Origin of the sequence: Microbacterium sp. NPDC012755, from assembly GCF_042901325.1 — a bacterium.
In the GTDB taxonomy this organism is placed as follows: domain Bacteria; phylum Actinomycetota; class Actinomycetes; order Actinomycetales; family Microbacteriaceae; genus Microbacterium; species Microbacterium natoriense.
On record NZ_JBIBCT010000001.1, the window covers coordinates 3,454,866 to 3,479,541 of the forward strand.

Consider the following 24,676-nt stretch of genomic DNA (forward strand, 5'->3'; position numbering starts at 1 on the left):
GCGCCGGCTGATGCCTGGGGCAGGTGCCTTCGGCATGGCGAGCCTCCTTGGCCACCTCGGGGATGGTCCGGTTGTCGATGACGACCTGCCTCGTCGTCTCGTCGCCTCCACCGACATGGTTCCTCGCCGTTCACATCGTGGACGCAAGGAGGGTTTGAGTGAGGTTTAGCTCAGTTCCTGGCTCCGGCCCAGCACTCCCCACAAACTCCCCACAAACAACGCGAATTGACCGGGAACGACCAGCATCCGAGGAAGACAAACGGGCGCAGGATGCCTAGAATCCGTAGTGAACGACCAACGACGAGAAAGGACCAGACTGCACGCACCGCATGCAGGGGGTCAGGGGTTCGAGTCCCCTCAGGTCCACCGAGAAAGCCCCTGGTTCGCCAGGGGCTTTTCCCGTTTGTAATGGGACCTTTCGCCCCCGCTTACTCCCCACAATCAACACTTTCCGACCAGATCCAGTGGCAAACAACGGGGAGTATCCGGACGCACTCGAGTCCGGATCTGCACACTTTTGCGTCCGCCCCGCGCATGTGGTGATGATGAGCGACACGCACATCGACACCGAAGAGCACCTGTCCCGCCGAATTCTGCGGTGCAGACAGCGCGAGGCGCCGGTCATTCATGGGAAGCAGTCGGCCAGTCGCCTGGCACGTCCCGACAAGCCGCTCAGCAACGATTCACAACGCCACGGACTGAAACAGCCGTGCCCACCCCAGGATGCTGTCCCCGCTCACCGCGTTCAACGAAACGGAGACACTCGCCCTCTAGATCCTCACTAGCTATCGGAATGCCGCGAAGTTGGCTTCCCATGGGTGAAAGAAACAGGCTTGTTGGCTGAGCTCGCGTAGGCAAGCTCGTTTCGCGTCGAATCGCCGATGTACCCGTCCGGATTCACAATGACAACACGATCGGCGAGGTCGATCTTTCTCAAGTGAAGGACGTCAAGAATCTTCTTCTGAGCAGGAGGAATTGGCCCATCTGCATCGGCAGGTGCGAGAACGATCACCCCCGCTAGCGTCAGCTCACGGGCAACAGTTCGAATCTCCTCCGCGAACCGCATGGAACCGCAAACGCATACAATCTCCGGAATCTCGAAAGTCATGCGCTCCTTACTTCTGCCTCGGATCAGCGCCGGCGAAGGAACGAGATGCCGAGCGCGTTGCGGAACACGTCGCCCCGCCTGGCGGCGAGAGTGCCCATAATCGTGACGACGAGGTGTAGCACGCAGAGCAGAACGAAGCCGACGATCGGCCAGCCGCCGGGAAGGAAGCCGTTCTTCGCCTCGGGAAACAACGAGAACAAGCCGACCATGTACGCCGCGGACGCCACAAAGAAGACAAGGATCGTCAAGCCCCAGTTCGCCGCGTACCGCGCGTTTTCCGTCGCCACCGCCACGCCCTTGCGGCGGGTCGAGGGGTACGCGCAGATCATCGCGATCGCCGCGATGAGCATGCTCACGATGGGAATCGGGATGTACGCAAGGAACCCCAGCCCCCAAGACGACCCGCCGGTCGATGGGACGGGAGGCGAAGGAGTGTACCCCGGCGGGACAGCACCAAGGTGACCTGGCGCGGGCGGCGCGTACGCCGGAGGCGGAGGGGAGGTCGGGATCCCTTGGGCTGGGGTGCCGCTCGATTCGTGCGAACTCGACATGGCCTGCTTTCTCAGTTTCCGGACGCCGGAGCGCCGGGGACGATCGATGCTTTCCCGAGCATCTGCGTGAAAATCGAGATCGACACGGCGAGATCCCCACGGTTCAAGTGCTCCGCCCCCGCTCGGCCGCCGAGCGGCAGGAACGGCGTGTAGAAGAACGCCTCATAGAGGTCAGGACGCCCCAACCGTGCGATACCGCCTGGATAGTCACCGCGACGCATCCAACTGTCGAGATACTGATCGTTCTCCAGGAAGGAGAACAGTGTCTCGAACTGCGGATTGATGTTCTGAATGTCGCCGACCCGGTACAAAACGTGACGGATCACACCGCCCGGCTCCGGACCCGGCTGCCACACCAGAAGATCACCCATCCCGGTCGCAAGGAACGGCACCGCACCCTGCGTGTCGGTGAACCACTCCGGCAAGAACCCGATGTAGCGGGACGGGTCGATGATCCGCACGAACCCGTCCGCCCCGATGAAACCCGTGCCCCAACGTCGCCACAGCTCGATGATCTCCCGAGGAAACACCGCCCACGCCTCAAGAGACGCGAGGGTCTGCTCCGGCACCGGAGCCACCGACTCGAACCGAACGAACTCAGCCACGGTGGCCCTCCAGATCACCGTTCACGCTGACACCCCAAGAGCGCCACTCGAAACCCAAGCGCGAAGCGAACGGATCCACGACCAGACCCACAGTCTCATCGCCGACCACAGGACGCGACGCGAAAGCGAAGACCGCAGAGTTCAACATTCCGGTGAAGCTGTTTAGCACCACACGTTCCGCAGCCGTCGTCGGCGTAGGAAACTCCTCTCGTAGAGTTCTTACAAGCGTCCGAGAAGCAGACTCGACCGCGGAGCGTCTGGCAGCAGAGAAGCGAACAGCGAACAATGCGTCCTGCGCATCGCGGACTTCTTGCGATCGAGTTTCAGCAACGATCGGCTCGACGAATTCGAACTGTAGAGAACAGGCCACATCGAGGAAGCTCTCGACTTGTTCGTGGTTGTCTCCATAGCGATCTGTCATTCCCGTCCCCTTCCGTCCGTCCTCCAGCCTATGGGCGAACACGGACAACACCACCGGCACTAGTGAACTTCTTCCCCCCGTTGACGATGTCACTGACATGGAAGTCCACGTTCATACGGATATCCCCCAGCAACCCCGGCGGCAGCTTTTGATCATTAGGGCATCACTAGATTGAACGACTCGATTTCCTGCGGCCGCAAGCCACCAAGACATACTCAAAAGCCTGATCCAAAGTTCCGCTGAACTCGACACCGTCATCTGCCAGAGCAGGGAAGAATCCTGCCCTGTCGCTCGGCTTCAGGATTCCGTAGGCCCCATCACCCTGAGAAATGATGTTGAATTCCCGGCCCGTGAGATCACCTGGCCCAGAGGCAACCCAAACCATCTCCCGTGCAGCTTCACCACTGAAACCTATCGCAATCAGCTGCTGCACGAGCTCTTCAAGCACACCACCACTCGACACTGTTAGCGCCACTCGAATGTGATCAATGCAATGATCGCCTCGATTGCATCCTGTGAAATTTCGGGGTGCGTGGAGCTCAATTTCTCTCCCACCCATGCTGCCCAGACCCAAAGATCCTGATCACCTGGCTTCTCCTCGTCCGCCTGCGAGATCACCGCAAGCACCTGATGCTTGAGGTGGGGATCTTCAATTCGCTCAGGATGGCGACCGGGGAGCGTTGCACCCGTGCCCCATCCAACAAAGGAAATGATGCCTTTGCTCAGATCTTGGTTCATACCATTCTCCATCATTGCGCGCTCCCATGCCGCCGGCGCTGGGTCAATTGCAATGGTCCGAGTAACGTTTCGAGTACGCCTAAGCGCTCCACTCGAGGATTACTGCCCTGGAACGGCCGTCGCGGCGAGCAGGTTCCATTGTCCCCACTCAGGGACCGGTGCGTACAGCAGAGCGGGATCAAACGTCCGATCCGCCGTCGTCACCCGAGTGCTGCCCTTCTCGCGAATCGTCAGGCGCCCTGTCCCGTCTTCCTTGTTTCGAGTCACGAAGTGTATCAGCGCATCGCTTTGACGCATCGCCACGGGCAAGTTGAAATCCGCCGGGTACTCCCAGAGCTCCGCACGGTGGGCGAAAAGTCGGCCGTCTCCGAGGTTCTTCCACCGGGTCTCTGCTCTAGGCACTCCGGGAGGCTGCTGGTAGGTCACGGTGAAGGAGGGATTCTCCGCGGTTGTCACCGTAATGAACCAAGGCACGAGACCTGTCGCTGCGTCCACGGGAGGGACAATTGCAAGCTCCTTAGTAGGATCATGATACCGGCTACGTGCCTCAGTCTCCTCGATCCAAGACAGCCCAGTGTCATCCGGAAGTGCGTTCTGGGTCCAGTCGTTGAATCGACCGCAATAGCGCCAGTTCGTCATTTGTCCTTACTTCCTCAAAAGGGCAGGGTGAGCAACGCTGGTGCCGTCTGCTCGGATCTCCACTACCGTAGCGCGATCCACGGACACGACCCAGCTTGTTCCTGTCGCGTCCCGGATTGCAACGCGCTTATCCTCGGCACGGAGCAGGAAGTCCAACGATGGCCACTCCTTCTGGACCGGGACCTCCAGAACCTGCTGCCCGTTGAGGGGCTCTCCGATGTAGTCATCGGGGTCGTAGCCGGCATTCTCAAGGTCTCGCCGGTTAGAAGGAGTGTCTGCGATGACGATGTCGTCACGCCTCAACCCGTACTTGTTGACGAGCTCATTGAGGTAGGAGTTCGCTGTGCTCGGCTCAATCCCTGATAGTTGAGTGTTCTTGCGAGACACGACTTCCTGGTCCGGGATGAAGGAGTCGATGCGGTTATAGTTGCCGTCTCCAGGCCTCGTGACGTGAAGTTCGTTGACGGGGTACCTGTGGTGGTTCTCGATGTTGAAGATCTCACCTTCCCACATCCGTCGAACCCAGTCATTGAACCTGGCAGTTCCGTCAGGGTTCGTGGCGTTGATGAGCTGCTCGTACCGGTCGATGCGGGCTTGGTCCTCGGGCGGGATGCCGGACGAGTCGCCGGACTCGTGGGGGCCGTTGTCAGTGTTCGACAAACCGTCACCGTTCCCGCCGCCAGAGTCACTGCGATCGTCCGTACCGCCATGCCCCTCGGTGTCAACGCTGTGGCTTGTGCCGCTTCCTTCGCCATCACCGTGGGCACCGTCGCTACCATCAGCTTTTCCGCCCAGGGATTCGTGCGGGGTGGGCGGATCCTCATGCGTGCCGGGTCCGTCATGATCGCGGACCGGTGGTGTCGTGTCGTGGGGGATGGTCGGGGTGTCTGGTTCGTCGATGTGGACGCGGGGTGCGCCGGTGCCGTCGGGAAGGTGGGTGTCGGGGAGGTGGGTGTCCAGGCGTGGGGCGTCGATGTCGACGTGCGGGGGCTTTCCGCCGGGGAAGAGGTCGTCGAGTTTGCTGACGATCTTGTCGACCTTGGTTATGGCGCCGGCGACGATCTCGAACTTGGAGAGGATCGAGAGGCCCTTGGCGACGTTCACGCCGGGGATGAAGAGGGTGCCGACGTTGAACACGACAGCGCCGGCTGCTTCGGCGGGGTTGGTGGCCCAGGTGTCCCACGCGACGAGGCCCTTGACCATTGAGGCTGTGTTGTCGGTGGCTTCCTTGTAGATGGGGACGCCGAGACTTCCGAGGAGCGGGGCGAGCGGGTTCGTGCTGACGATGAGAAGCGACCCGACGGCGGTGAGCGTCCCTCCCCATGCCTGCAGCGCGTGCTCACCATCCCAGAACTGGTTCTTGATCGGGTTGTACCCGATCAGACCGCCGAGTCCCTGGATCGCGCCGACGGCGGAGCTGACGATGCCGTTGCCGAAGCTCTCTCCGCAGTTGCGTTGCTCGTCGGTGCGGTGCCCCCAGGGGAGGTCGACGGTGTTCTCCCCGCCCTGCTTCAACTGCCACGCTTCGACGGGAGTGAGTTCGGCGACGCAGTCGTCCCGCTGCCCGTTGATCGTGTTCGCGCACTCAACTTCGAGCGCGTTCACTTTCGCGTAGGCGTCCGCGATCCGATCCATCAGGGCGTTGTTCCGGGCGACATGATCACCGGACTGAGACCAGTGCACACGGATCTGCGCGGTTCCGCCCTTCGAACGCGCTGTCTCACCTCGACCGCGAAGGTACGCGATGGGGTCCTCGCCCCCGGCGCCCATCCCCCGCGCGGTCGCCGCCGTGCCCGCACCGAGGTTCGAGTCCCATTCGTACTCCTGCGTGTCGCGGGCGTTCATCCAGACCCGATGGTTCGCGTCGAACTCAGTGAGGAACGTCTCCGCGTCCGCCTTGATCGCCTTGAGGGTCTTCTTCACCGCCGCGAGGCTGTCTGCGTAGGTGCGCAGCGCCCCAGTCACTGTCCCCACTTTCGTCGCGAACGTGCGCGCCGACTGAGTCGGCTTCGACATGCCCGCGTAGACGATCTCTGCGCCCGGCGCGACGAAGGATGCGGGGATCGCCGCCCAGGCGGTGTCGACATCGTCGGCCGTTGTGTTGTAGGACGTCGCGACGGTATCGAGTGCGTCAGCAGCAGCGCGGATGTTGTCCGGTTTCAGGTCGTCGCCTGGGATCTTGTCCGGTATGACGAGACCGTCACCGGCTTTCGTGTCGCTCGCATTCGCCATGCGAGGCCCCCCATCATGTGAGTAGTGTCGTTCAGAACGTGAACGTGGTCGTCGTGTCTGCGGCCGCGATCGTGTTCACGGCCATCTGCTCATCGCCCTGCAGGAATGCCGTCGCGGCGTCCGCGGTGCAGGTCATGGTGTTCTGGCATCCGTTGACCACTGCGGTCAGCCGGCCCGCTGACTGTTCCTCCAGGAACCCGAGCACGGCGCTGGCGACGATCCCGTCGAACCCGGATCCGGATGCAAGCGGCTCGCCCACGGTCGTCGCCAGATCCGCGACCGCGGTCGAGAACCCCTGGACCTTCTCGTCGGTCGCGAGGATCGTCGCGTTGATCCCGTCCGGTTGCAGCTGCCAGCTGGTCATAGCGTGATCCCTTTCACGATTGCTTTGCCACCCGTGGCTTCCTCGAACGCGAACATCAACGCCAGCCCGCGCCGATACTGCGCGAAAGGCAGAACGCCTTCGATGATCGTTGTGATGTCCGTCAGAGTCCCCGCGTCATCCAGCTGCCGGGTCTCCTCCGGGAACAGCCGGCGAAGGTCGGTGGGCGTCTCGACCCGCCGCGGCCGACCGAGGGTGAGCACCCGGGTGTGGTCGAACTCCGTGAACTCCACCGTGCCGCCGGCTCGGGTCTCGGCCGCGACAAACGGAGGGTCGAATGTCTCCGCGAAGTCTCGGAGTTCGTCGACGGTCAGCGCGGTCTGCGCGAGAAGGGTGACTTCGATCGGCATCAGGCTCCTCCTCCGCTGGCTTCCACTGCTCGCGCCAACGCGTCCGCCCCGAACGTGCGGGCCAGATCGTCGGCCTGACGCCACGGCGGCACATCAGGGTTGCTGAACGCCGCGATCAGCGACGGAATCCGCCGACGTCCCGCCTCGGACACGTCGAACCGCTCCGCGAGCTCGTGCAGGTTCGCGCCGAGAGCGCGGACCGCCCGAGGACCGATCAGCATCGCAAGGGGCACCGCAGGCGGCTGAGCCCCGAACGCGGGAACCGTCCCGTCACGCCACCCGGGGATCACCGTCACCGACCCGAACAACGGCATAGAGAATGCGACCGCGATCGCCGTCAACGCGCGTGTGGCGCGGTCCGCGATAGTCTCTGTCGACGCGCCCAGCGATGCGATCGGCATCACCGCGGTGAATGTCTCAAGAACACCCGCGTTCGTGCGTTCGGCACGGTGAACTCCTTGCAGAGCCCCACCCCCGCCGGTGATGAAGGCGCGCGCGTCGGGCATCTGGGACCGCGCATGTGTGGTGAATGGCACCAGATCCCACGCCAGCGTTGCCGGCTCGTGCGCGCCCCATGCTGCGGGTGCGCTGTCGCCGAGTTCCCGGCCGACGACATCAACGAGTTCGCCCAGGATCGTGTGGTCCGACGCGGAGTGGTGCACGGACACGGAGATCACGGCCTGCAGGAGTTCGGGCGCTTCCTGAGAAGGGAGCTCCGCATGGACTCGTGTCTCCAACAGTTCGGTCACGGTGTCCGCGGTCTTCACACCGACAGGGTCGACAAACAGGTCGCCGGTACGCACCAGCGACCATCCGCCGAACAGGTCGAGATAGTAGCGGGCGGTGAACGTCCATCGTGCGTCCGGGCGGCTGATCACCACGGGGGTGAGACCAGCGGTGCGGGCGGAGAGCAGGAAGTCCGCGAGAGGCTCGTTGAAGGACACCGTCAGCCCGCGTGCCTCCGTGCACGCGAACGGGCCGTCGATGAAGTCCAGCAGCGGATGATCGAAGTCGGTCATCCCGAAGTACCCTTCCGTCAGCCGATGTTCGCGACCGCGCTCTTCGCCCGGTTCAGCGCGGCCTGCGCGGTCTCGTCGTTCTGCGCCATCGACTGCCTCAGCGTGTTGATGATCGTGCGCACGCCATCCGCGGCGTTCTTCCACCGCAGCTCTTTCGCAGCGTAGTCGTCGGACACGCCGGTGGCGTCGTAGTCGCTCATCGCGGTCTTCACATCCGCGTCGCGCTGATCGATCAGCGCTTCGAGACGGGATGCGACGGCGAGGAAGTTGTCTTGTGCTGTCTGGGACGCCGCGAGGTCAAAATCGCGACGGTCGGTCTGGTTTCCAGCCATGATGTGATCTCTTTTCTCCGTGTGGGCGGGTCAGCGGGTCGAGGAGAAGCGGGCGGCGTCGAACGACACCGAGCTTTCCGTGGACCTGGTCTGCTCGAACATGTCGCTGTCGCCTTCCTTGAAGGCGATGTCCATGCCCGAGATACCACCCAGCACAGCGGCGAGTGCCGCGTTCAGCTCGACCGAGATCTGGTCGCTCTGCGCTTTGAACTGGTCGAAAGCCGCACGACCGGCGCCGTTGAACTTGCCCTCCAACGGTTCTCCTGCCTGCGCGAGCTGCTTCACCAGCGCACCCAGGTCATCGCTTGATCCCGACGTCTTCTTCGTCAACTGCGACAGAACGTCGCCCCCCATAGCAAATTTCATTCCCGCAGTATGACATCTCCGTGTGCCGAGCGAGGACTATCAGGGTGGAGAGTGTGGATATCCCTTACATCTGGGGAAGGCATGATCTTCATGTCTTCGATGGTTCGGTAGAGTGTTCCGGCGGCGGAGGTGCCGCCGTACTACAGGTGTACGAAGAGCCGGGGGGCGTTCGATGGTCTGCGCGAACTGCGGCACGCCGCGACGCAGCAGGAGCGCAATCTGTCCGCACTGCGGTCAGCCGTTCGCGGTCGCGTCGCAGGCCGCGCCCGTCGCTTTCGCCAGAGCTGTACAACGGCCGCATCCGATCCGGCTGGCGATCGCGGTGAGCGTGGACGTGGCTGTCTGGGTGCTCATCACCGTCATCTTCTCCACGATGACCAGCGGACGGCTCCCCGGATTCCCAATCGTCGTCTTCTTCCTCGCAGCTACCGTGACTGTGGGTATGATCCTGCGCGAGGGGCGCACCGTGGGTTTGCGGGCGGTCGGCGCACGCGTTGTCGGTTCGGCCACCCTGTCCGCACCCGGCTTGCGAGAGCGACGATGGCTCATCGCCGACACTCGAAATGGCGCGGACCCCGTGCTTCCGCACCGCGAAATCCCCCTCCTCATGCCGGCAACGAACCTGCCAGAGCTCTTGTCGACGATTCCCCCACTGCCGGCGTCGTTCCACCGAGATCACACCGGAAGCGAGAAGCTGATCTCCGCGGTCCCCGGGACGCGAGCAGCCAGCGGAGTGCTCGTCGTCGATGATGCGATGCGCGTAACGATGGCCGCAGACATGCTCGTTGGGCGCAGCCCGTCTCCTCGTGACGGCGTCACGACCGTCGCGGTGCCGGACCTGGACCGAGAGCTATCCAAAGGACATTTCCGGATCACGCAGAGCGCCGGTGTGTTCACGGTCACCGACCTGGCTTCCACGAACGGGACCCTGTTGAACGGCATCGACCTTACCCCGTCGCAGCCAACCACATTCCACTTCGGTGACCTGATCGAAGCGGGCGGACATCGGTTCCGTGTAGAGGCACGCTCACGACCGGAGAACGGAGACGCGCAATGAGCCGTCATGACGACCAGGCGCTCCTAGAGGCTGTTCGCATTCATCGCGGCCGTCTGCGCGGCGCGTTCCTCGGCGGTACCGACGGAGTGCGGCGAGGAGTGTCGACGCTTGTCGGACGCCTCGTCGGGAGCCTCGTGATCGCGGCAGTCGTGTGCGCGATCTGCGTCGGCGTCTCCTTCGCCATGAGTGTGATCTCGCAGGCCTCGCCTGCCCCGAGCTCCTCGACCTCTGTGGAGGATAAGACCCCATGACAGAGTTCACCCGAGTCACGATCATCGGCTCGACGCGCAGAGCGACGCTGGTACTCCCCTCCGACGAACCGCTCGCCGTTCTGCTTCCCGAAGTGACGGACCTCCTCCGCGAACCGCCGACCGCTGACGGACACGTCCTCGTGTCGCTGCTCGGCACCGAGACCCCCATCTCTGACACTCTGGCCGCGCAGGGCGTCCTCGACGGGGCGATCTTTCGGCTTCTTCCCGCATCCGATGCGCCCGCGCCGCCGGAGGTTTCAGACGTCACCGATACGGTCGCAGAACGGCAGGACGCCGCCGTGCACGGATGGAACAGCGTCCACCGCGCGGTAGCGACCGGAGTGTCGCTCTGCGTCCTGTCCCTGCTCGTGGTGCGCAGCGTCCCGGATGCGCTCTGGCTTGCCCCCGTCCTCTTCGCCGCCTTCGTCATCCTCGCTGTAGTTCTTGGCTGGGTGAAGTCGGCTCGCATAGGCCTCGTCGCGGTCGCACCGGCCCTGGGCGCCGTCCCTCAGCTGGTCGCCGTCATGCAGGAGGGCTTTCCTCTCCTGTCTCCGTGGTCGGTCGTTCCGTTGGGAATGGGGCTGACATGGATCGCTCTCGGGGCCGCAGGGTCACGGCGCGCAGCCGTCGGGGGCGCAGTGGGAACCGGTTTGTCCGTCATTGTGCTCGTCTCCTCGCTGTGCGGGGCGAGCCCGTCCGGTGCCGCGGCGATCGTGGCGGTGTGCGTCGTGCTGCTGCTTGGCTCGCTGCCGTCAGTGGCGCTGGCGATCTCTGGGGTCACGGCGCTCGATGACCTGGGGCTCGCGGGAACCCCCGTGTCACGCGCCTCCATCCTGACGCGGGTTGCTGACGCATATGGTCTTTTCTCCTGGGCGGTCTTCGCCGTCGCGGGGTTCGGGGCCTTCGCGCTCGCCGTGCTCTTCGCCAGCGGCGACGTGTTCGCCGTGCTGCTCGGAGCCGCCCTGTTGCTCATTCTCATGTTGCGAACCCGGGTGATGCCTCATGCCGTTCAAGCGTGGGCGCTGTGGATCGCGGCGCTTGTCGGCGTCATCACGGCGACCCTGCTCCCTCACCCGTGGCCTGACTCTGTGCTCGTCGGGTTCGGTCTCATCGCCGCGCTGCTGGTGCTTCTCCTCGGCACTCTTCGTCCCCGCCCCCACGGACGGGTCCGTTGGCGGCGATTCGGGGATCTCCTCGAGGCCATCGCCGCGCTGTCAATGCTGCCGATGCTCCTCGGCGTGTTCGGGGTCTACTCCCTCCTGCTGGCGGTGTTCTCATGACCATGTCTGCGACACGTCCGACGGCGGCGGCGCAGCACGTCCTGATCGACGAGCTGACCACGATCACGGCGTCTGTAGGACGGAGCGTTCGATGCTCGTTCGTCGCCACGGAACGGAGTACCGGTCTGTCCACCGTTGCGGCGCTCACCGTGCGCGAACTGAGCAGAGGACGGAGGGGGCGGGTGCTCTCGGTCGACACCCGCCCTGGGCAGTCTGGGAGCATGATCCTTCGCGAAGGGGCGCCGCTGTCCGAAGAGTCCTTCGCTCGCATTCCCGCCGACACACGTGCATGGATGCGGGAACAGAACGGGATCGTCGCCATGTCCTTCGAACGCGGCACGACCGCGGACTGGCATCGGGTCGTCGCCCCGGTCGTGCGCCACTTCGACATCGTGAGCACCGATTGGGGCGCGCTCTCCCTCCCTGACGCGACGGATGCCGCGCTCACCGGGCACGTCGTCTGCGTCGCAGGCAGCTGGGAGCGGGACTCCGCAGAGTCTGCGATCGCATTCGCGCGTGCTGCGGAGGCGCAGCTCGACGACTGCCGTGCGATCGTGGTGCTGTCCGACATCGCAGGCAGACGCTCGAGCTGGCCGCGGCAAGTCACCCCGCGACTGCCCATCCCGCTCCTCGCTTTCCGCCACGATGCCGCGATGGCCGCCGGGCGTGCCCCGGCCCGTACGACGATGACCATGGCACGGGCAATGGCGGCTGCCGTACGTCGGGCAGGCTTCAGCGCCGAGGAGCAGATGTGAACGTCCGGCATATCCACCGTCCGGCGCGTATCGAGGCGCCGCTCGCGCGACCGGAACCGAGGGTGATCGCGGCTCCCCCGCAGCAGGGCGACGCCGTCCCTGGCGGTATCCCGCTTCGGACGCTGCTTCCCGTGTTCGGATCGTTGTCGTCGATCATCATGATCGTCGTGCTGCGCGCCAATCCGATAATGGTGGTCGTCGGTGCTCTCGTGCTGACCGTGGCGCTTGTGGGCGGCATCGGAATGGCTGTGGGACAACGAGGACAGGTCGCCCGCGCACGGCTCAGAGAGCGTGAACGGTATCTCGACTATCTTGAGGACCTTCGCGGGGAACTCCGCGGCCAGCAGGATCGAGCGCGGACCCAGGCGTTGCGGATCCATCCGGCACCGGAACGGCTTGCTGAGATGCTGGGCGACCCGGAGCGGATCTGGCAGCGCCGCCGCCGTGATGCCGACTTCCTCGTGACCCGGGTCGGGATCGGTGACGTCGACTGGTTCTCGCTCTCCCTTCCCCTCGAGTCCACCCCGGTGCAACCGTTCGACTCGATCATGGTCGGGGAGGCACGGAACGTGATCGCCGGTCAGTCGCGCATCGCAGGCATGCCTGCCACAGTCCCGCTTCGTCAGGCCGGGATCGTCTCGGTGGTCGGTGATCCACAGCACACCACCGGACTGGTTCGCTCATTGATTGCGCAGCTCGCGTCGACCCACGCGCCCGAGGACCTTCAGATTGGGCTCGCCTCGCCGCCCGATCAGATAGACGCGTTCACCGGATTCGATCTGCTGCCCCACGCGCTCCTGGATGTCTGGGACGGTCCCGTTTCGGCGCGGCGCGTCGCACAGGATCCCTCTGAGCTGATGGCGCTGGTCCGGGACGATGTCACCGCACGGGCGGCGCGCGCCGCGGTCCGGCAGCGCAACGGGAACCTGCTTGGCACGGTCGAGAGACCGCTCCTGTTGATCATCGATGACACCTCCTGCGAGGCGTCATCGATACCGATGCCAGACGGGTTCTCCCCTGCCCAGCTGGGCATCACCATCATCAGCATCGTCCGAGACCGGCTCCACGAACCGAGCGACACCAGCATCCGACTGACCATCGACCATGGCCCTGAGCCAGTTCTCCGCATCGACACCACCCCCGCCGTGGCCGCACCCGCCGAGAGGGTCCGCCCGGACAGCCTCGCTCTCGACCTGTTCGCGGGATTCACGTCACGCATCGCGCCCTTCCGGCTGTCCGCGGCATCGAAGCGGGAGGAAGGCACCGAGCAGGAGCAGGACGCGCTCGACCTCCTCGGCATCACGAGCATCGACGATCTCTCTCCCGCGCGGTGGCGTCCGCAGAGCAGAACGGAGTTCCTCCGAGTGCCTGTGGCGGTCGGAGACGATGGATCCCCCGTGCACATCGACCTGAAAGAGTCCGCACACGGTGGAATGGGACCACACGGGATCTGCATCGGCGCCACAGGATCCGGCAAGAGCGAATTCCTCCGCACACTGATCCTCAGCCTTGCGCTGACGCACGGTCCCGACGACCTATCGATGATCCTGGTTGACTACAAAGGCGGCGCCGCGTTCACGCCGTTCCAGTCTCTGCCGCACATCGCCGGGCTCATCGACAACCTCGCCGACGACGCCCAGCTCATCCAGCGCGCCAAGTCCTCCCTCGAAGGAGAGATCGTCCGCCGTCAGCGACTGCTGAAAGATGCCGGCTCGTTCTCTTCGATCACCGACTACCGCGACGCCCGGGACAAGAACCCCGATATGCCCGCGCTGCCGCACCTTTTCGTCGTGATCGACGAGTTCGGCGAGCTCCTCACCGCAGAACCGGACTTCATCGACCTGCTTCTTCAGATCGGACGGATCGGCCGGGCGCTCGGCATCCATCTCCTGCTTGCCAGCCAACGGATCGAAGGTGGCCGTCTACGCGGACTCGACACATACCTCTCCTACCGCATCGGCCTGCGCACGTTCTCCGAACAGGAGTCGAGCGTCATCCTCGAAACCCCGGACGCGTTTCATCTGCCCCCGATCCCCGGGTACGGATACCTCAAGGTGGACACCACCGTCTACACACGGTTCAAAGCTGCCTACGTCTCCGGCCCGGTCCCAAGACCGGCGACGCAGCTCCAAGCCGACGACGCCAAATGGGGCCCGTTCGTCCAACCCCGGTACAACACGATCGAGCAGGGTGCAACCGGCCACGATGCCCCCGCCCTGTCCGGCGTATCGGACGGGCCCGCCCTGCTAGACGAGTGTGTGTCCCGGCTCCGAGCAGGAGTGCTCACGACGCCGCCCGTGTGGTTGCCTCCCTTGCCTGACCGGATGCCGCTCTTCCGGGTTCTCGGAGGACGAGACCCCCAGCTCCTGCACGTCCCGATCGGCGTTCTCGATGAGCCCGCCAGGCAGACGCAGGGCGTATGGGAGCTCGATCTGACCAGGTCCGGGGGACACTTCGCCGTTGTCGGCGCGCCGCAGTCTGGACGCACCACTTTCCTGCGCACGTTCGCAGCCGGAATCGCGACCACACATACACCCAAGCAGGTGACGATCTATGGTCTCGACCTGACCGGTTCTGGTCTTTCCCGTCTCGAAGACTTCCCTCACGTCGGCGGCATCGCCACCCGTGCGAATCGTGAACAGCAGCTCCGGCTTCTGGAAGAACTTCACCTGATGATCGCCGAGCGAGAGCGACTCTTCCGCAGCCACCGCATCGAGTCGCTCGCCCAGTTCCGCAACAAGCACGCGTCCGGTGAGCTGCCGTCTATCGTCTCTCCCGACGTCGTCGTCCTCATCGACGGGTACGGGCTCGTCCGTACCGAATTCGAGAACCTCGCGGACAAGCTCGCCGACCTCCTCACCCGCGGCGGAAGCTTCGGCCTCCACCTCGTCCTCGCTCTGACCCGCTGGAGCGAGGTCACAATGAGCCTTCAACCCCTCATCGGTAACCGACTCGAGCTGCGCCTCAACGACCCCACCGAGTCGGCCGTGGCCCGCAAACTCGCCGAGACGATTCGCAGCACCCAGCCGGGGCGTTCCCTCACCGACACACGCCTGTTCGGTCAGATTGCTCTTCCCACCATCAACGACGTCGACGACGACCACATCGGAGACGCTCTCACCGAGCTCGCGAAGCAGACCGCGGCCTCCTGGCAGGGGCCCGCCGCCTCCCCCATCCGCCTCCTGCCAGAGGACCTCAGCCCCGACACGATGCCCGACGAGTTCGACGAGCCAGACCGGCTACCGATCGGTCTCCGGCAAGACACCATGGAGCCAGCGCTCCTGGACCTGGAAAGCACCGACCAACACATCCTCGTTCTGGGGGACGCCGCCAGCGGCAAGACCACCTTCCTTCGCCAGGTCCTCACAACCCTCATCCACCGGCACTCACCCGAGGAACTCGTCATCGCCCTCATGGAACCGCGCAGCGGGCTCTCCACTTCGGTGCCTGACGACTATCTTGGCGGGCACGCGAACAACATCACCAAAGCACGGCAACTCGCCGCAGCTCTCGCGCACGAGCTGGACAAGCGTCAGAACGACAACGCCCCCACGACACTGCGAATCGTGCTCATCGTCGATGACTACGACATTCTCTCGTCCGGCGGAGACAGCCCCCTCGACCCGCTACTGCCGTACTTCGCGTCCTCCCGCGATCTCAAGTTCACCGTCATCCTCACCCGCCCTGTCGCCGGAGCCGCACGCGCACTGTTCGAACGGGCGATCCTCACCGTGAAAGACACCGGCGGCACCGGGATCATCCTGTCCGGCGAAAGAGCCGAAGGCCCCCTCTGGCCCGGCGTCCACGCCACCCACGCGGTCCCCGGACGCGCGACACTCGTCCGACGAGGGCAGCCACCTCGACTCATCCAGATCGCGCACAGAATCTGACGGCGAGACGCAGGGTAACTGGTCCCCTGCGCCCGCGCCCGCCCGCTCGAACAGCTCTGACGACGGCCAGTTCACTGCGGAGCAGACCACGGCCGTCCTGGAAACCTGATCACAAGTGATCTCGTCGCTGTCCATGCGCCGCTCGCGCCAATGTGAACGACGATTCAGTGGTTGCCTCGCCCTGGTCAGAGTCGTTCCCGCAGACCGTGATGCGCCTGGTCGCGGTGCTCGCTCTCGGACAGGATCAGACCTCACCTCGCTGAAGCGTCAACCACCGACGACCGCGAATCCCAAAACAACAAGCCCGCTGACCGACACGATGCATGATGCGGCGACGACCAGGATGGCGTGGACGCCTCTCCTGCGATCACTCTGCGCTACTGAGATTGTTGGCGCGCCATCGTGCCTCGGCGGGATGCTCGTCTTCAGCGACGAGAGAGTCCTCGGCTCCTGCGGGCCGGCGCGTCCACCGCGTGAGCATCACCGGCTCATCGTCCAGCATTCCCCTCTCCATCATCTGCGGTGCCCCTGACCGACTTCGTCGTGCCTTCGAGCATCGTCTCGATACACATCGTCGACGAGCGGAAGCTGGCCGTGAGTTTGTTCCTTGCAGCAGTCGCGCCGCCCGAAAGCACATCGACCACAATGCCGCTCGTAGGCCCCGCCTGGATCCGGCCCAGCGCTCCCCACAAACTCCCCACAAACAACGCGAAATGACCGGGAACGACCAGCATCCGAGGAAGACAAACGGGCGCAGGATGCCTAGAATCCGTAGGGAACGACCAACGACGAGAAAGGACCAGACTGCACGCACCGCATGCAGGGGGTCAGGGGTTCGAGTCCCCTCAGGTCCACCGAGAAAGCCCCTGGTTCGCCAGGGGCTTTTCCCGTCTCCGCGTCAGCGTGCCCGAGGCGGCGGGCGGTGCGGGATCGGCACCGGCCGCGTCGCTCTGCTCGTCCCCTGGATCCGTTCGATCTGCTCGAGGACCTCGAACGGTGTGCCGTAGGTGCTCGACAGCGGGAGCTCCCGGAGCCACACCACCTCGACCTCCGTCGGGGCGAGCTCGTACACGCAGGCGACGACATGCCGGGTGTCGTCCGCCTCGTAGCGCAGGTCGTTGATCACCCACTCTGACGGCGTGAGGCGATGCAGCACGAAGCGCGGATCAGGATCGACGGACATCTGGTGGGCCCTCCAAGACTCTCTCCCCGTGAGGGAGTCTCGCCCAGCGGATGCGGCGATGGTAGACCCTTGACATCCGGGCCGCTCCGCGACAGCGTCTCTCAGCCGTTCGGTCGGACCGTCAGTTCCGTGAGGTGGGCGTCGTCGGGGAGATCGAGCGCCAGGAGGATCGTCTCGGCGACGGACTCGGGGGCGATGAACCGCGAGGCATCGTACTCACGCCCCTCCTGCTGGTGCACGCGCTCCTGCATGGGCGTCGCTGTGCGCCCCGGGTAGATCGAGGTGACCTTGACCCCGTGCTCGGCCTCTTCGGCCCGCAGAGCGTCGGCCAGGGCCTTCAGACCGTGCTTGGAGGCGGCGTACGCCGACCATCCGGCATGGGCGTGCAGCCCAGCACCGGAGTTGACGAACACCACGCGGCTCTGCGACACCCGCAGCACCGGAAGGAGGAGCCTCGTCAGCTCGGCCGGGCCCACCAGGTTCACCGCGAGCTGCTGCTCCCACAGCGAGGGCGGAAGGTCGGCGACGGAACCGAGGTCGACGACGCCCGCGACGTGGATCAGCGAGTCGAGCCGGTCAGGAAGAGCCTGCTTCGACAGCGCCCACGACAGGCGACCCGGAACGGCGAGGTCACCGACGAGCGTGGACGCACCGGGGAACCGCTCGGCGAGCTGACGGGCGCGCCCGGCATCCCTGACCAGCAGGATCACGTCGTCGCCACGGTCGAGCAGCCGACGGGCGACCACCGCACCGATGCCGGAGCCCGCTCCGGTGATCAGGTGCGCAGCCATGTCAGGCGGGGTCGGCGGCGAGCTCGAACGGGACCACGGGGCAGTCCTTCCACAGGCGCTCGAGGCCGTAGTAGACCCGTTCCTCCTGGTGGAAGACGTGCACGATGAGGTCGCCGAAGTCGAGCAGCACCCAGCGGGCCTCCGCACGTCCCTCACGGCGGACCCGCTTGTGTCCGGACTCGATGAGCTTGTCCTCGATCTCGTCGGCGATGGCGGCGACGTTGCGCTCGCTGTTGCCGGTGACGAGCAGGAAGATGTCGACGAGCGGCAGCGGCTCCGACACGTTGAGCGCGACCAGATCCTCTCCGCCCTTGCTGACGGCGGCGTCTACTGCGAGCTGCAGCATCTCTTCGGCGGTTTCAGGTGATTGCATCAGATCAGATCAGTTTCGTGGTGAGAGCGATGACCACGACGACGCCCACCGCGAGGGCGAGACCACCCGCCACGATTATCAGGGTGAGCATGAGTTTGTTGCCCTTTTCGGGCGCCGGCGGGCGGATGACCTCGCCGGCGGGCTTGATGGTGCTGATCGCCGAGCTGGCGGCGATCGGTGTGGGAGAGGACGCAGGAGGCAGCTCTCCGTCGATGAGCACGGCGTCGACCTCCTTGCCGTCGGCGATGCCGTGTGCGTGGCCCTGCGAGCCGATGCCCTGGGGCAGCTCGTAGGAGCCGGTGACGAGGATCTCGCCCGTGGACGCGACAGGACCGTCGAGCGTGGCCTCCCCCGACGGAGGGTTGAAGATCAGGGTGTTGGAGGCGGAGTGCTGGGAGCCGCTGGAGTCGTTCGACGTGAGCAACTCGTCGAACGACGGCACGGTCAGCTTCTGCGCCTCGGCGTCATCGGCGAGCAGTCCGCTGCCGAACTCGGGGCTGACGGTCGGGCGCTCGTCTTCGGAGATGACGTCGTCATCCCCCGCCGCGGCGTCGGCGAGGACGTCATCCTCGTCGTGCTCGTCGTCCGGCTCCTCGACCTCGATGCCGAGGGCGGCGACCGCCACAACGGGATCGTCGTCGACGTGCCCCAGGTCGATCTCCACCGGCTCCGCAGCGCTCTCGGCATCGGCGTGCATCGGCACGTCGCCGGCGGTCTCGACGGCCGCCGCCGCACTCACGGGGGCGACGTCGACCTGATCGCCGAGGTCGTCGTCGAGGTCGTCGTCGGAAGAGCCCGGGACAGGCGGAGCGAAGGTGGGAACCGCTGAGACGATCTCCTCGGCCGGAGCTTCTTCGACGACCTCGGCCTCGACGGCGTCTGCCTCGACGGCGTCGTCCGCGGCATCCGCAGTGCTGTCATCGTCGACGTCTCCGCCGATCACCGGCACGGAGGCGGTCTTGATGCGCTCCTGCTCTCGGGCCTGTCGGCGCGTGAGCGGTGCGGAGCCCGGATCGACATCGGCATCCGCGACGGGAGCAGGCGCGACCTCGACAGGCTCGGCGGCACGCGGAAGCGGCGGTGCAGGGGGGATCGTCGGCGCGGCAGCAGCGGCCGCGGCCTCCTCCTCCGTGATGACCGGGGTCGAACCCGTCAACCGGATCTCCCGCAGCTGCTTTCGCGTCAGCGGACCCTGCTCCTGCTGATCCGATGTACTCATGCCTTGCTCCGATACAGATGATGCTTCGCGATGTATTGAACGACCCCGTCGGGAACGAGGTACCAGACCGGCTCTCCGTCGTGCACCCGCTCACGGCAGGCCGTCGATGAGATCGACAGCGCCGGAACCTCGAGCTGGCTGACGTCACCGGGTGGGAGGCCGTCTGTGCTCAGGACATGCCCTGGGCGAGAGACCGCGACGAAATGGGCCAGCTCCCACAACTCATCATGGTCCCTCCAACTGAGAATTTGCGCCACGGCGTCGGCTCCGGTGATGAAGAAGAGCTCCGCATCCGGCCGGTCGCGCTTGAGGTCGCGCAGGGTGTCGATCGTGTAGGTCGGGCCCTCGCGGTCGATGTCGACCCGGCTGACCGTGAACTGCGGGTTGGATGCCGTCGCGATCACGGTCATCAGATAGCGGTGCTCACTGGGCGTGACGTCGGACTTCTGCCAGGGAACTCCCGTCGGCACGAAGACGACCTCGTCGAGGCCGAAGGAGTGCGCGACCTCGCTGGCGGCAACCAGGTGCCCGTGATGGATCGGATCGAACGTCCCGCCCATCACGCCGATGCGCGCCGGGCGCGAGGTCGTGGTGCTCATGTGGGCCTAGTGGCCGTGTCCTGCCTCGTGGCCGTCTTTGCCGTGCTTCGCGGCGAACGCCTCGGCCTTCGCCGAGTGGCGGTTGGCGACGTTCTTGTAGGAGAGCGTGACCAGCGCGAGCGCGGTGAACACGATCACGGCGACGATGCCGAAGATCACGGTCTCGAGCGGGATGTTGCCCTCATGCTCGGCTTCGGCGGCGGCCATCGCGATCTGTGCGACGAGGTTCATCCTGGCTCCAATTCATGACCTTCGGGCGGTACAGCGCCCCCTAGTCTAGTCCTCAGCCGCGGGTCTGCCCTGATCCACGCGCCAACCACTTCGTGCTGGTCAGCTCGGCGAGCCCCATCGGACCTCGTGCGTGAAGCTTCTGCGTGGAGATGCCCACCTCGGCGCCGAACCCGAACTCCCCGCCGTCGGTGAAGCGCGTGGAGGCGTTCGCCATCACGACGGCGGAGTCCACCTCCGCCAGGAAGCGCTCGATGCTGCGGGAATCGGTGGAGATGATCGACTCGGTGTGCCCGGTGCTGTAGCGCCGGATGTGCTCCAGCGCGTCGTCGAGCGAGTCGACGACCTTCATCGCGATGTCGAGGCTGAGGTACTCGGTCGCCCAGTCCTCCTCGGTCGCCGGGATCACGTTCGACACGAGCCCTGCGACGATGTCGTCTCCGTGGATCGCGACGCCCTCGCTCTGCAGGGCGCTCGCAACGAGAGGGATGAGGCGCGGGGCTGCCTGACGGTGCACCAGCACCGTCTCGACCGCATTGCACACGCTGGGACGCTGCACCTTCGCGTTCACGACGATGTCGCGCGCCCAGTCGTCGGGCGCGCTCTCGTCGAGCACGATGTGCACGACGCCAGCGCCGGTCTCGATGACGGGGACGGTGGACTCGGTGACGACGGTCTCGATGAGACCAGCGCTGCCGCGGGGCACGAGCACGTCGATGAACCCGCGGCCGTGCATGAGGGCCTTGGCGCCGTCGCGACCGAAGTCGTCGACGGTCTGGATGGCCTCGGCGGTGAGGCCGGCGCTCTCGAGCGCCTCGCGCATGATCGCGACGAGGACCGTGTTCGACTCCAGGGCGGCGCTGCCGCCGCGGAGGACGACGGCGTTGCCGGAACGCAGTGCCAGAGCGGCGATGTCGACCGTGACGTTGGGGCGCGCCTCGTAGATCGCGCCGACGACCCCGAACGGGACCCTGACCTGCTCGAGCGAGACGCCGTTCGGCATCCGATGCCCGCCAACGACCCTGCCGACGGGATCGGCGAGGGCAGCGACCTCGCGGACGGCTGCGGCGAGGGCCGACACCCGCTTCTCGTCGAGACGGAGCCGGTCGATCAGCGATTCACCGATGCCGCTCTCCCGACCCCGGACGATGTCCGCGGCGTTCGCCTCGATGATGCGCGGCGCGTTCTGCTCGAGCGCCACGGCGATCGATTCGAGGACGCGGGCCTTGTCGTCGCTGGTGAGCGCGGCGGTGGCGCGGGAGGCCTCCTTGGCGCGCTCCAGGCGCACCTGCGGGGTCAGGTCGGTCATCCCGTCAGTCTAGGAGACCGCAGGCGCGAACCAGGTCCCTATTTCGGCGCCGGCGAGGGCCTGGTCGACGAGGTCGGCGCTCGTCACGAGAACGCCGATCCCCGATGCCGCCGCGAGCCGCGCGGCGGAGACCTTGGTGGCCGCTCCCCCGGTGCCGACGCTGTTGACGACCGTCGAGCCGAACTCCAGACCCGACAGGTCGGCGTCGGGAGCGACGACGTCGATGGGCTCGGCACCGGGGTCGGTCGGCGGCTTCGTGTACAGCGACTCGATGTCGCTGAGCAGCACGAGCGCGTCGGCTTCGATCAGCTGTGCGACGAGCGCTCCCAGCCGGTCGTTGTCGCCGAAGCGGATCTCCTGCGTGGCCACGGTGTCGTTCTCGTTCACGATGGGGAGGATGCGCAGTCCGAGAAGCCGCTCCATCGCCCGTCGGGCGTTGCTGCGCGACGTCGGGTTCTCCAGGTCGCCTGTGGTGAGGAGCACCTGCCCCGCGACGATGTCGAAGGGGCGCATGGCCTCCTGATACCGGTAGACGAGGATGTTCTGCCCGACGGCCGCTGCGGCCTGCTGCGTGGCGAGGTCGGTCGGCCGCGCGTCGAGGCGGAGGAACGGGATGCCGGTGGCGATGGCGCCCGAGGAGACGAGGATGACCTCACACCCCCGCGCGTGAGCGGCGGCGAGAGCCTCCACGAGAACCGGGATCCGCCACGAGGCCTCACCGCTGATCGACGAGGACCCCACCTTGACGACGATGCGGGATGCCGTCGCGATGTCCGCCCTGGTGCGGGCGGTCACTTCTCATCCTCGCGGTATGCCGCGAGACGCTGAGCCTCCACCTCCGCACGAGCCTCGGCCTTGGCATCCATGCGCTCGTAGTACTGCTCACGACGCTCGGAGGTGGTGCGGCGCGCGTTCGGCGCCAGACGCGGGTCGGTGCCACGAGGAGCCGCCATCAGCTCGGCGGCGGAGGTCATCGTCGGCTCCCAGTCGAAGACGATGCTGTCGCCCTCGCCGATCACGACGGTGGAGCCCTGCACGGCGCCCAGACGGAACAGCTCGTCCTCGACGCCCAGCTTCTCGAGTCGGTCGGCGAGGAAGCCCACGGCCTCCTCGTTCTGGAAGTCGGTCTGCTGCACCCAGCGCACCGGCTTCTCGCCGAGGATGCGGTAGATGTTGCCGTATGTGCCGCCCTCGACGCGGATCGAGAAGTCCTTCTTCGAACCCCGAGGACGGATGACGACGCGCTCCGGCGGCGTCTCGAGAGCGGCCTCGGCCCGGTGCTTGTCGACGATCTCGCCCAACGCGAAGGTGAGCGGACGGAGCCCCTCGTGGGAGACCGTGGAGATCTCGAACACGCGGAAGCCGCGGGCCTCGAGCTCGGGGCGCACGAGCTCGGCGAGATCGCGGGCCTCCGGCACGTCGACCTTGTTCAGAGCGATGAGCTGCGGGCGCTCCAGGAGCGGAGTCTGCCCCTCGGGGACCTCGTACGCGGCGAGCTCGGCGAGGATGACGTCGAGATCGGAGATCGGGTCGCGCCCCGGTTCGAGAGTGGCGCAGTCGAGGACGTGCAGCAGCGCGGAGCAGCGCTCGACATGACGGAGGAACTCGAGGCCGAGCCCGCGCCCCTCGCTCGCACCCTCGATGAGACCGGGCACATCCGCGACCGTGTACCGGAAGTCGCCCTGCTGCACGACGCCGAGGTTGGGGTGCAGCGTGGTGAACGGGTAGTCGGCGATCTTCGGGCGCGCCGCGGAGATCGCGCCGATCAGGCTCGACTTGCCGGCCGACGGGTAGCCCACGAGCGCGACGTCGGCGACGGTCTTGAGCTCGAGGACGACATCGCCCTCGTAGCCGGGAGTGCCGAGGAGCGCGAAGCCCGGAGCCTTGCGCTTCGGAGTGGCGAGGGCCGCATTGCCCAGACCGCCCTGTCCGCCCGCGGCGACCACGAAGCGCTCCCCCGGGATGATCATGTCGATCAGGACCTCGCCCGCGGGGTTCTTCACCACGGTGCCGACCGGAACCAGAAGCTCCAGCGTCTCGCCGAGGAATCCGGAGCGGTGGTCGCCCATGCCGGGGCCGCCGTTACCGGAGGAGCGGTGCGGCGAGTGGTGGTACGACAGCAGGGTGCCCGTCTGCGGATCGGCGACGAGCACGATGTCGCCGCCGTCTCCGCCGTTGCCGCCGTCGGGGCCGCCGAGCGGCTTGAACTTCTCGCGGTGCACGGAGACACAGCCGTTGCCGCCCTTGCCCGCGCGCAGATGCAGCGTCACGGTGTCGACGAAGGTGACCATGTCTCTCTCCTCATAGACGAATTCGGGGCGGGCCGAAGCCCGCCCCGAATCGGATGTAGATGTGTCGTGCTGCGATTACTCAGCAGCGGCGACGATGTTGACGACCTTGCGGCCGCCCTTCGCGCCGAACTCGACCGCACCGGCGGCGAGAGCGAACAGCGTGTCGTCGCCACCACGGCCGACGTTCACGCCGGGGTGGAAGTGCGTGCCGCGCTGGCGGACGATGATCTCGCCGGCGAGGACCTGCTGGCCGCCGAAGCGCTTGACGCCGAGTCGCTGTGCGTTGGAGTCACGACCGTTGCGGGTGGAGCTTGCGCCCTTTTTGTGTGCCATGTCCTGGGTCTCCTCGGTCTTACTTGATGCCGGTGATCTTGACGCGCGTGAGCTCCTGGCGGTGGCCCTGACGCTTCTTATAGCCGGTCTTGTTCTTGTACTTCTGGATGATGATCTTCGGGCCGCGGAGGTTGCCGAGAACCTCTGCCGTGACCTTGACCTTCGCGAGCTTGTCAGCGTCGGTGGTCACCGTGGCGCCGTCGACGAGCAGCACAGCGGGCAGCTCGATCTTCTCGCCCTGGGCAGCCTGAACACGGTCGAGCTGAACGATCGTGCCGACCTCGACCTTCTCCTGCCGCCCACCGGCGCGCACTACTGCGTAAACCACTTCATACCTGTTTCGTTGGGGAGCACGGTGCTCCGAGAATCTCACG

General features: G+C 65.7%; 29 protein-coding genes. 4 read left to right on the forward strand and 25 right to left on the reverse strand.

Annotation, left to right across the window (positions count from 1 at the left end; translation table 11 throughout):
- Positions 1 to 781 precede the first annotated feature (781 nt).
- The 13 genes from ACFY5A_RS16160 to ACFY5A_RS16220 form a co-directional block, all read right to left on the reverse strand.
- Complete coding sequence (locus tag ACFY5A_RS16160) at positions 782 to 1,108, reverse strand: hypothetical protein (RefSeq protein ID WP_341941959.1); 327 nt, start codon at positions 1,106 to 1,108, stop codon at positions 782 to 784.
- A gap of 23 nt (positions 1,109 to 1,131) precedes the next feature.
- Positions 1,132 to 1,659: a DUF4870 domain-containing protein gene (locus ACFY5A_RS16165; protein WP_341941958.1), complete on the reverse strand. Its 528-nt coding sequence runs from the start codon at positions 1,657 to 1,659 to the stop codon at positions 1,132 to 1,134.
- A gap of 11 nt (positions 1,660 to 1,670) precedes the next feature.
- Positions 1,671 to 2,228, reverse strand: a complete 558-nt coding sequence (locus ACFY5A_RS16170) for a T6SS immunity protein Tdi1 domain-containing protein (protein ID WP_341941957.1) — start codon at positions 2,226 to 2,228, stop codon at positions 1,671 to 1,673.
- 28 nt (positions 2,229 to 2,256) lie between these two features.
- Positions 2,257 to 2,685 (reverse strand): hypothetical protein, encoded by a 429-nt coding sequence (locus tag ACFY5A_RS16175; RefSeq protein WP_387235569.1) that lies wholly within the window; start codon positions 2,683 to 2,685, stop codon positions 2,257 to 2,259.
- A 166-nt stretch (positions 2,686 to 2,851) separates the two neighbouring features.
- Positions 2,852 to 3,133, reverse strand: coding sequence for a hypothetical protein (locus ACFY5A_RS16180; RefSeq protein WP_341941955.1), 282 nt, complete (start codon positions 3,131 to 3,133; stop codon positions 2,852 to 2,854).
- Between the two features lie 17 nt (positions 3,134 to 3,150).
- Positions 3,151 to 3,423, reverse strand: coding sequence for a hypothetical protein (locus ACFY5A_RS16185; RefSeq protein WP_341941954.1), 273 nt, complete (start codon positions 3,421 to 3,423; stop codon positions 3,151 to 3,153).
- A 99-nt stretch (positions 3,424 to 3,522) separates the two neighbouring features.
- Positions 3,523 to 4,062, reverse strand: coding sequence for a hypothetical protein (locus tag ACFY5A_RS16190; protein ID WP_341941953.1), 540 nt, complete (start codon positions 4,060 to 4,062; stop codon positions 3,523 to 3,525).
- Between the two features lie 6 nt (positions 4,063 to 4,068).
- Entirely contained in the window at positions 4,069 to 6,294 is a 2,226-nt protein-coding gene (locus ACFY5A_RS16195; protein ID WP_341941952.1) for a hypothetical protein, read from the reverse strand.
- Positions 6,295 to 6,325: 31 nt separating this feature from the next.
- Positions 6,326 to 6,658 (reverse strand): DUF6507 family protein, encoded by a 333-nt coding sequence (locus ACFY5A_RS16200; RefSeq protein WP_341941951.1) that lies wholly within the window; start codon positions 6,656 to 6,658, stop codon positions 6,326 to 6,328.
- Positions 6,655 to 7,026 carry a hypothetical protein gene (locus ACFY5A_RS16205; RefSeq protein ID WP_387235575.1) on the reverse strand — a complete coding sequence of 124 codons (372 nt, stop codon included), beginning with the start codon at positions 7,024 to 7,026 and terminating at the stop codon, positions 6,655 to 6,657. The genes ACFY5A_RS16200 and ACFY5A_RS16205 overlap by 4 nt, the downstream gene beginning before the upstream one ends.
- Complete coding sequence (locus ACFY5A_RS16210) at positions 7,026 to 8,045, reverse strand: DUF6177 family protein (RefSeq protein WP_387235578.1); 1,020 nt, start codon at positions 8,043 to 8,045, stop codon at positions 7,026 to 7,028. The genes ACFY5A_RS16205 and ACFY5A_RS16210 overlap by 1 nt, the downstream gene beginning before the upstream one ends.
- 17 nt (positions 8,046 to 8,062) lie before the next feature.
- Entirely contained in the window at positions 8,063 to 8,377 is a 315-nt protein-coding gene (locus ACFY5A_RS16215) for a pore-forming ESAT-6 family protein (protein WP_341941949.1), read from the reverse strand.
- A gap of 30 nt (positions 8,378 to 8,407) precedes the next feature.
- Entirely contained in the window at positions 8,408 to 8,731 is a 324-nt protein-coding gene (locus ACFY5A_RS16220) for a hypothetical protein (RefSeq protein ID WP_387235581.1), read from the reverse strand.
- Positions 8,732 to 9,089: 358 nt separating this feature from the next.
- On the opposite strand from ACFY5A_RS16220, the gene ACFY5A_RS16225 reads away from it, so the two are divergent.
- The 4 genes from ACFY5A_RS16225 to eccCa all read left to right on the forward strand — a co-directional run bounded on the left by ACFY5A_RS16225 (position 9,090) and on the right by eccCa (position 15,976).
- Entirely contained in the window at positions 9,090 to 9,800 is a 711-nt protein-coding gene (locus tag ACFY5A_RS16225) for an FHA domain-containing protein (RefSeq protein ID WP_387235583.1), read from the forward strand.
- A gap of 247 nt (positions 9,801 to 10,047) precedes the next feature.
- A complete protein-coding gene (locus ACFY5A_RS16230) occupies positions 10,048 to 11,331 on the forward strand; it encodes an EsaB/YukD family protein (protein ID WP_387235586.1) in 1,284 nt (427 codons plus the stop codon).
- 221 nt (positions 11,332 to 11,552) lie between these two features.
- Positions 11,553 to 12,086, forward strand: coding sequence for a hypothetical protein (locus ACFY5A_RS16235; RefSeq protein WP_341941945.1), 534 nt, complete (start codon positions 11,553 to 11,555; stop codon positions 12,084 to 12,086).
- Positions 12,083 to 15,976 (forward strand): type VII secretion protein EccCa, encoded by a 3,894-nt coding sequence (eccCa, locus tag ACFY5A_RS16240; RefSeq protein ID WP_387235590.1) that lies wholly within the window; start codon positions 12,083 to 12,085, stop codon positions 15,974 to 15,976. The genes ACFY5A_RS16235 and eccCa overlap by 4 nt, the downstream gene beginning before the upstream one ends.
- A gap of 488 nt (positions 15,977 to 16,464) precedes the next feature.
- On the opposite strand, the gene ACFY5A_RS16245 is transcribed toward eccCa, so the two are convergent.
- The 12 genes from ACFY5A_RS16245 to rplU all read right to left on the reverse strand — a co-directional run bounded on the left by ACFY5A_RS16245 (position 16,465) and on the right by rplU (position 24,630).
- Entirely contained in the window at positions 16,465 to 16,710 is a 246-nt protein-coding gene (locus tag ACFY5A_RS16245) for a hypothetical protein (RefSeq protein ID WP_341941943.1), read from the reverse strand.
- 164 nt (positions 16,711 to 16,874) lie between these two features.
- Positions 16,875 to 17,159, reverse strand: a complete 285-nt coding sequence (locus tag ACFY5A_RS16250) for a hypothetical protein (RefSeq protein WP_105674499.1) — start codon at positions 17,157 to 17,159, stop codon at positions 16,875 to 16,877.
- Positions 17,160 to 17,260: 101 nt separating this feature from the next.
- Positions 17,261 to 17,950, reverse strand: a complete 690-nt coding sequence (locus ACFY5A_RS16255; protein WP_341941942.1) for an SDR family oxidoreductase — start codon at positions 17,948 to 17,950, stop codon at positions 17,261 to 17,263.
- A 1-nt stretch (position 17,951) separates the two neighbouring features.
- A complete protein-coding gene (gene rsfS, locus ACFY5A_RS16260; protein WP_105674495.1) occupies positions 17,952 to 18,323 on the reverse strand; it encodes a ribosome silencing factor in 372 nt (123 codons plus the stop codon).
- A 4-nt stretch (positions 18,324 to 18,327) separates the two neighbouring features.
- On the reverse strand, positions 18,328 to 19,542 hold the full coding sequence (locus ACFY5A_RS16265; protein ID WP_387235594.1) for a hypothetical protein: 1,215 nt from the start codon (positions 19,540 to 19,542) through the stop codon (positions 18,328 to 18,330).
- Positions 19,539 to 20,141: a nicotinate-nucleotide adenylyltransferase gene (gene nadD / locus ACFY5A_RS16270; RefSeq protein ID WP_105674489.1), complete on the reverse strand. Its 603-nt coding sequence runs from the start codon at positions 20,139 to 20,141 to the stop codon at positions 19,539 to 19,541. The genes ACFY5A_RS16265 and nadD overlap by 4 nt, the downstream gene beginning before the upstream one ends.
- A 6-nt stretch (positions 20,142 to 20,147) precedes the next feature.
- Positions 20,148 to 20,372, reverse strand: a complete 225-nt coding sequence (locus ACFY5A_RS16275) for a hypothetical protein (protein WP_105674487.1) — start codon at positions 20,370 to 20,372, stop codon at positions 20,148 to 20,150.
- Between the two features lie 52 nt (positions 20,373 to 20,424).
- The gene (locus ACFY5A_RS16280; protein WP_387235597.1) at positions 20,425 to 21,678 is read right to left on the reverse strand and encodes a glutamate-5-semialdehyde dehydrogenase; all 1,254 of its coding nucleotides are present in this window, start codon (positions 21,676 to 21,678) and stop codon (positions 20,425 to 20,427) included.
- Between the two features lie 9 nt (positions 21,679 to 21,687).
- Complete coding sequence (gene proB / locus ACFY5A_RS16285; protein ID WP_105674483.1) at positions 21,688 to 22,473, reverse strand: glutamate 5-kinase; 786 nt, start codon at positions 22,471 to 22,473, stop codon at positions 21,688 to 21,690.
- Positions 22,470 to 23,969, reverse strand: coding sequence for a GTPase ObgE (gene obgE / locus ACFY5A_RS16290; protein ID WP_341941939.1), 1,500 nt, complete (start codon positions 23,967 to 23,969; stop codon positions 22,470 to 22,472). The genes proB and obgE overlap by 4 nt, the downstream gene beginning before the upstream one ends.
- Before the next feature lie 75 nt (positions 23,970 to 24,044).
- Positions 24,045 to 24,302, reverse strand: a complete 258-nt coding sequence (gene rpmA / locus ACFY5A_RS16295; RefSeq protein ID WP_017202370.1) for a 50S ribosomal protein L27 — start codon at positions 24,300 to 24,302, stop codon at positions 24,045 to 24,047.
- A gap of 19 nt (positions 24,303 to 24,321) precedes the next feature.
- A complete protein-coding gene (rplU, locus tag ACFY5A_RS16300; protein ID WP_181155890.1) occupies positions 24,322 to 24,630 on the reverse strand; it encodes a 50S ribosomal protein L21 in 309 nt (102 codons plus the stop codon).
- Between the last annotated feature and the right edge of the window lie 46 nt (positions 24,631 to 24,676).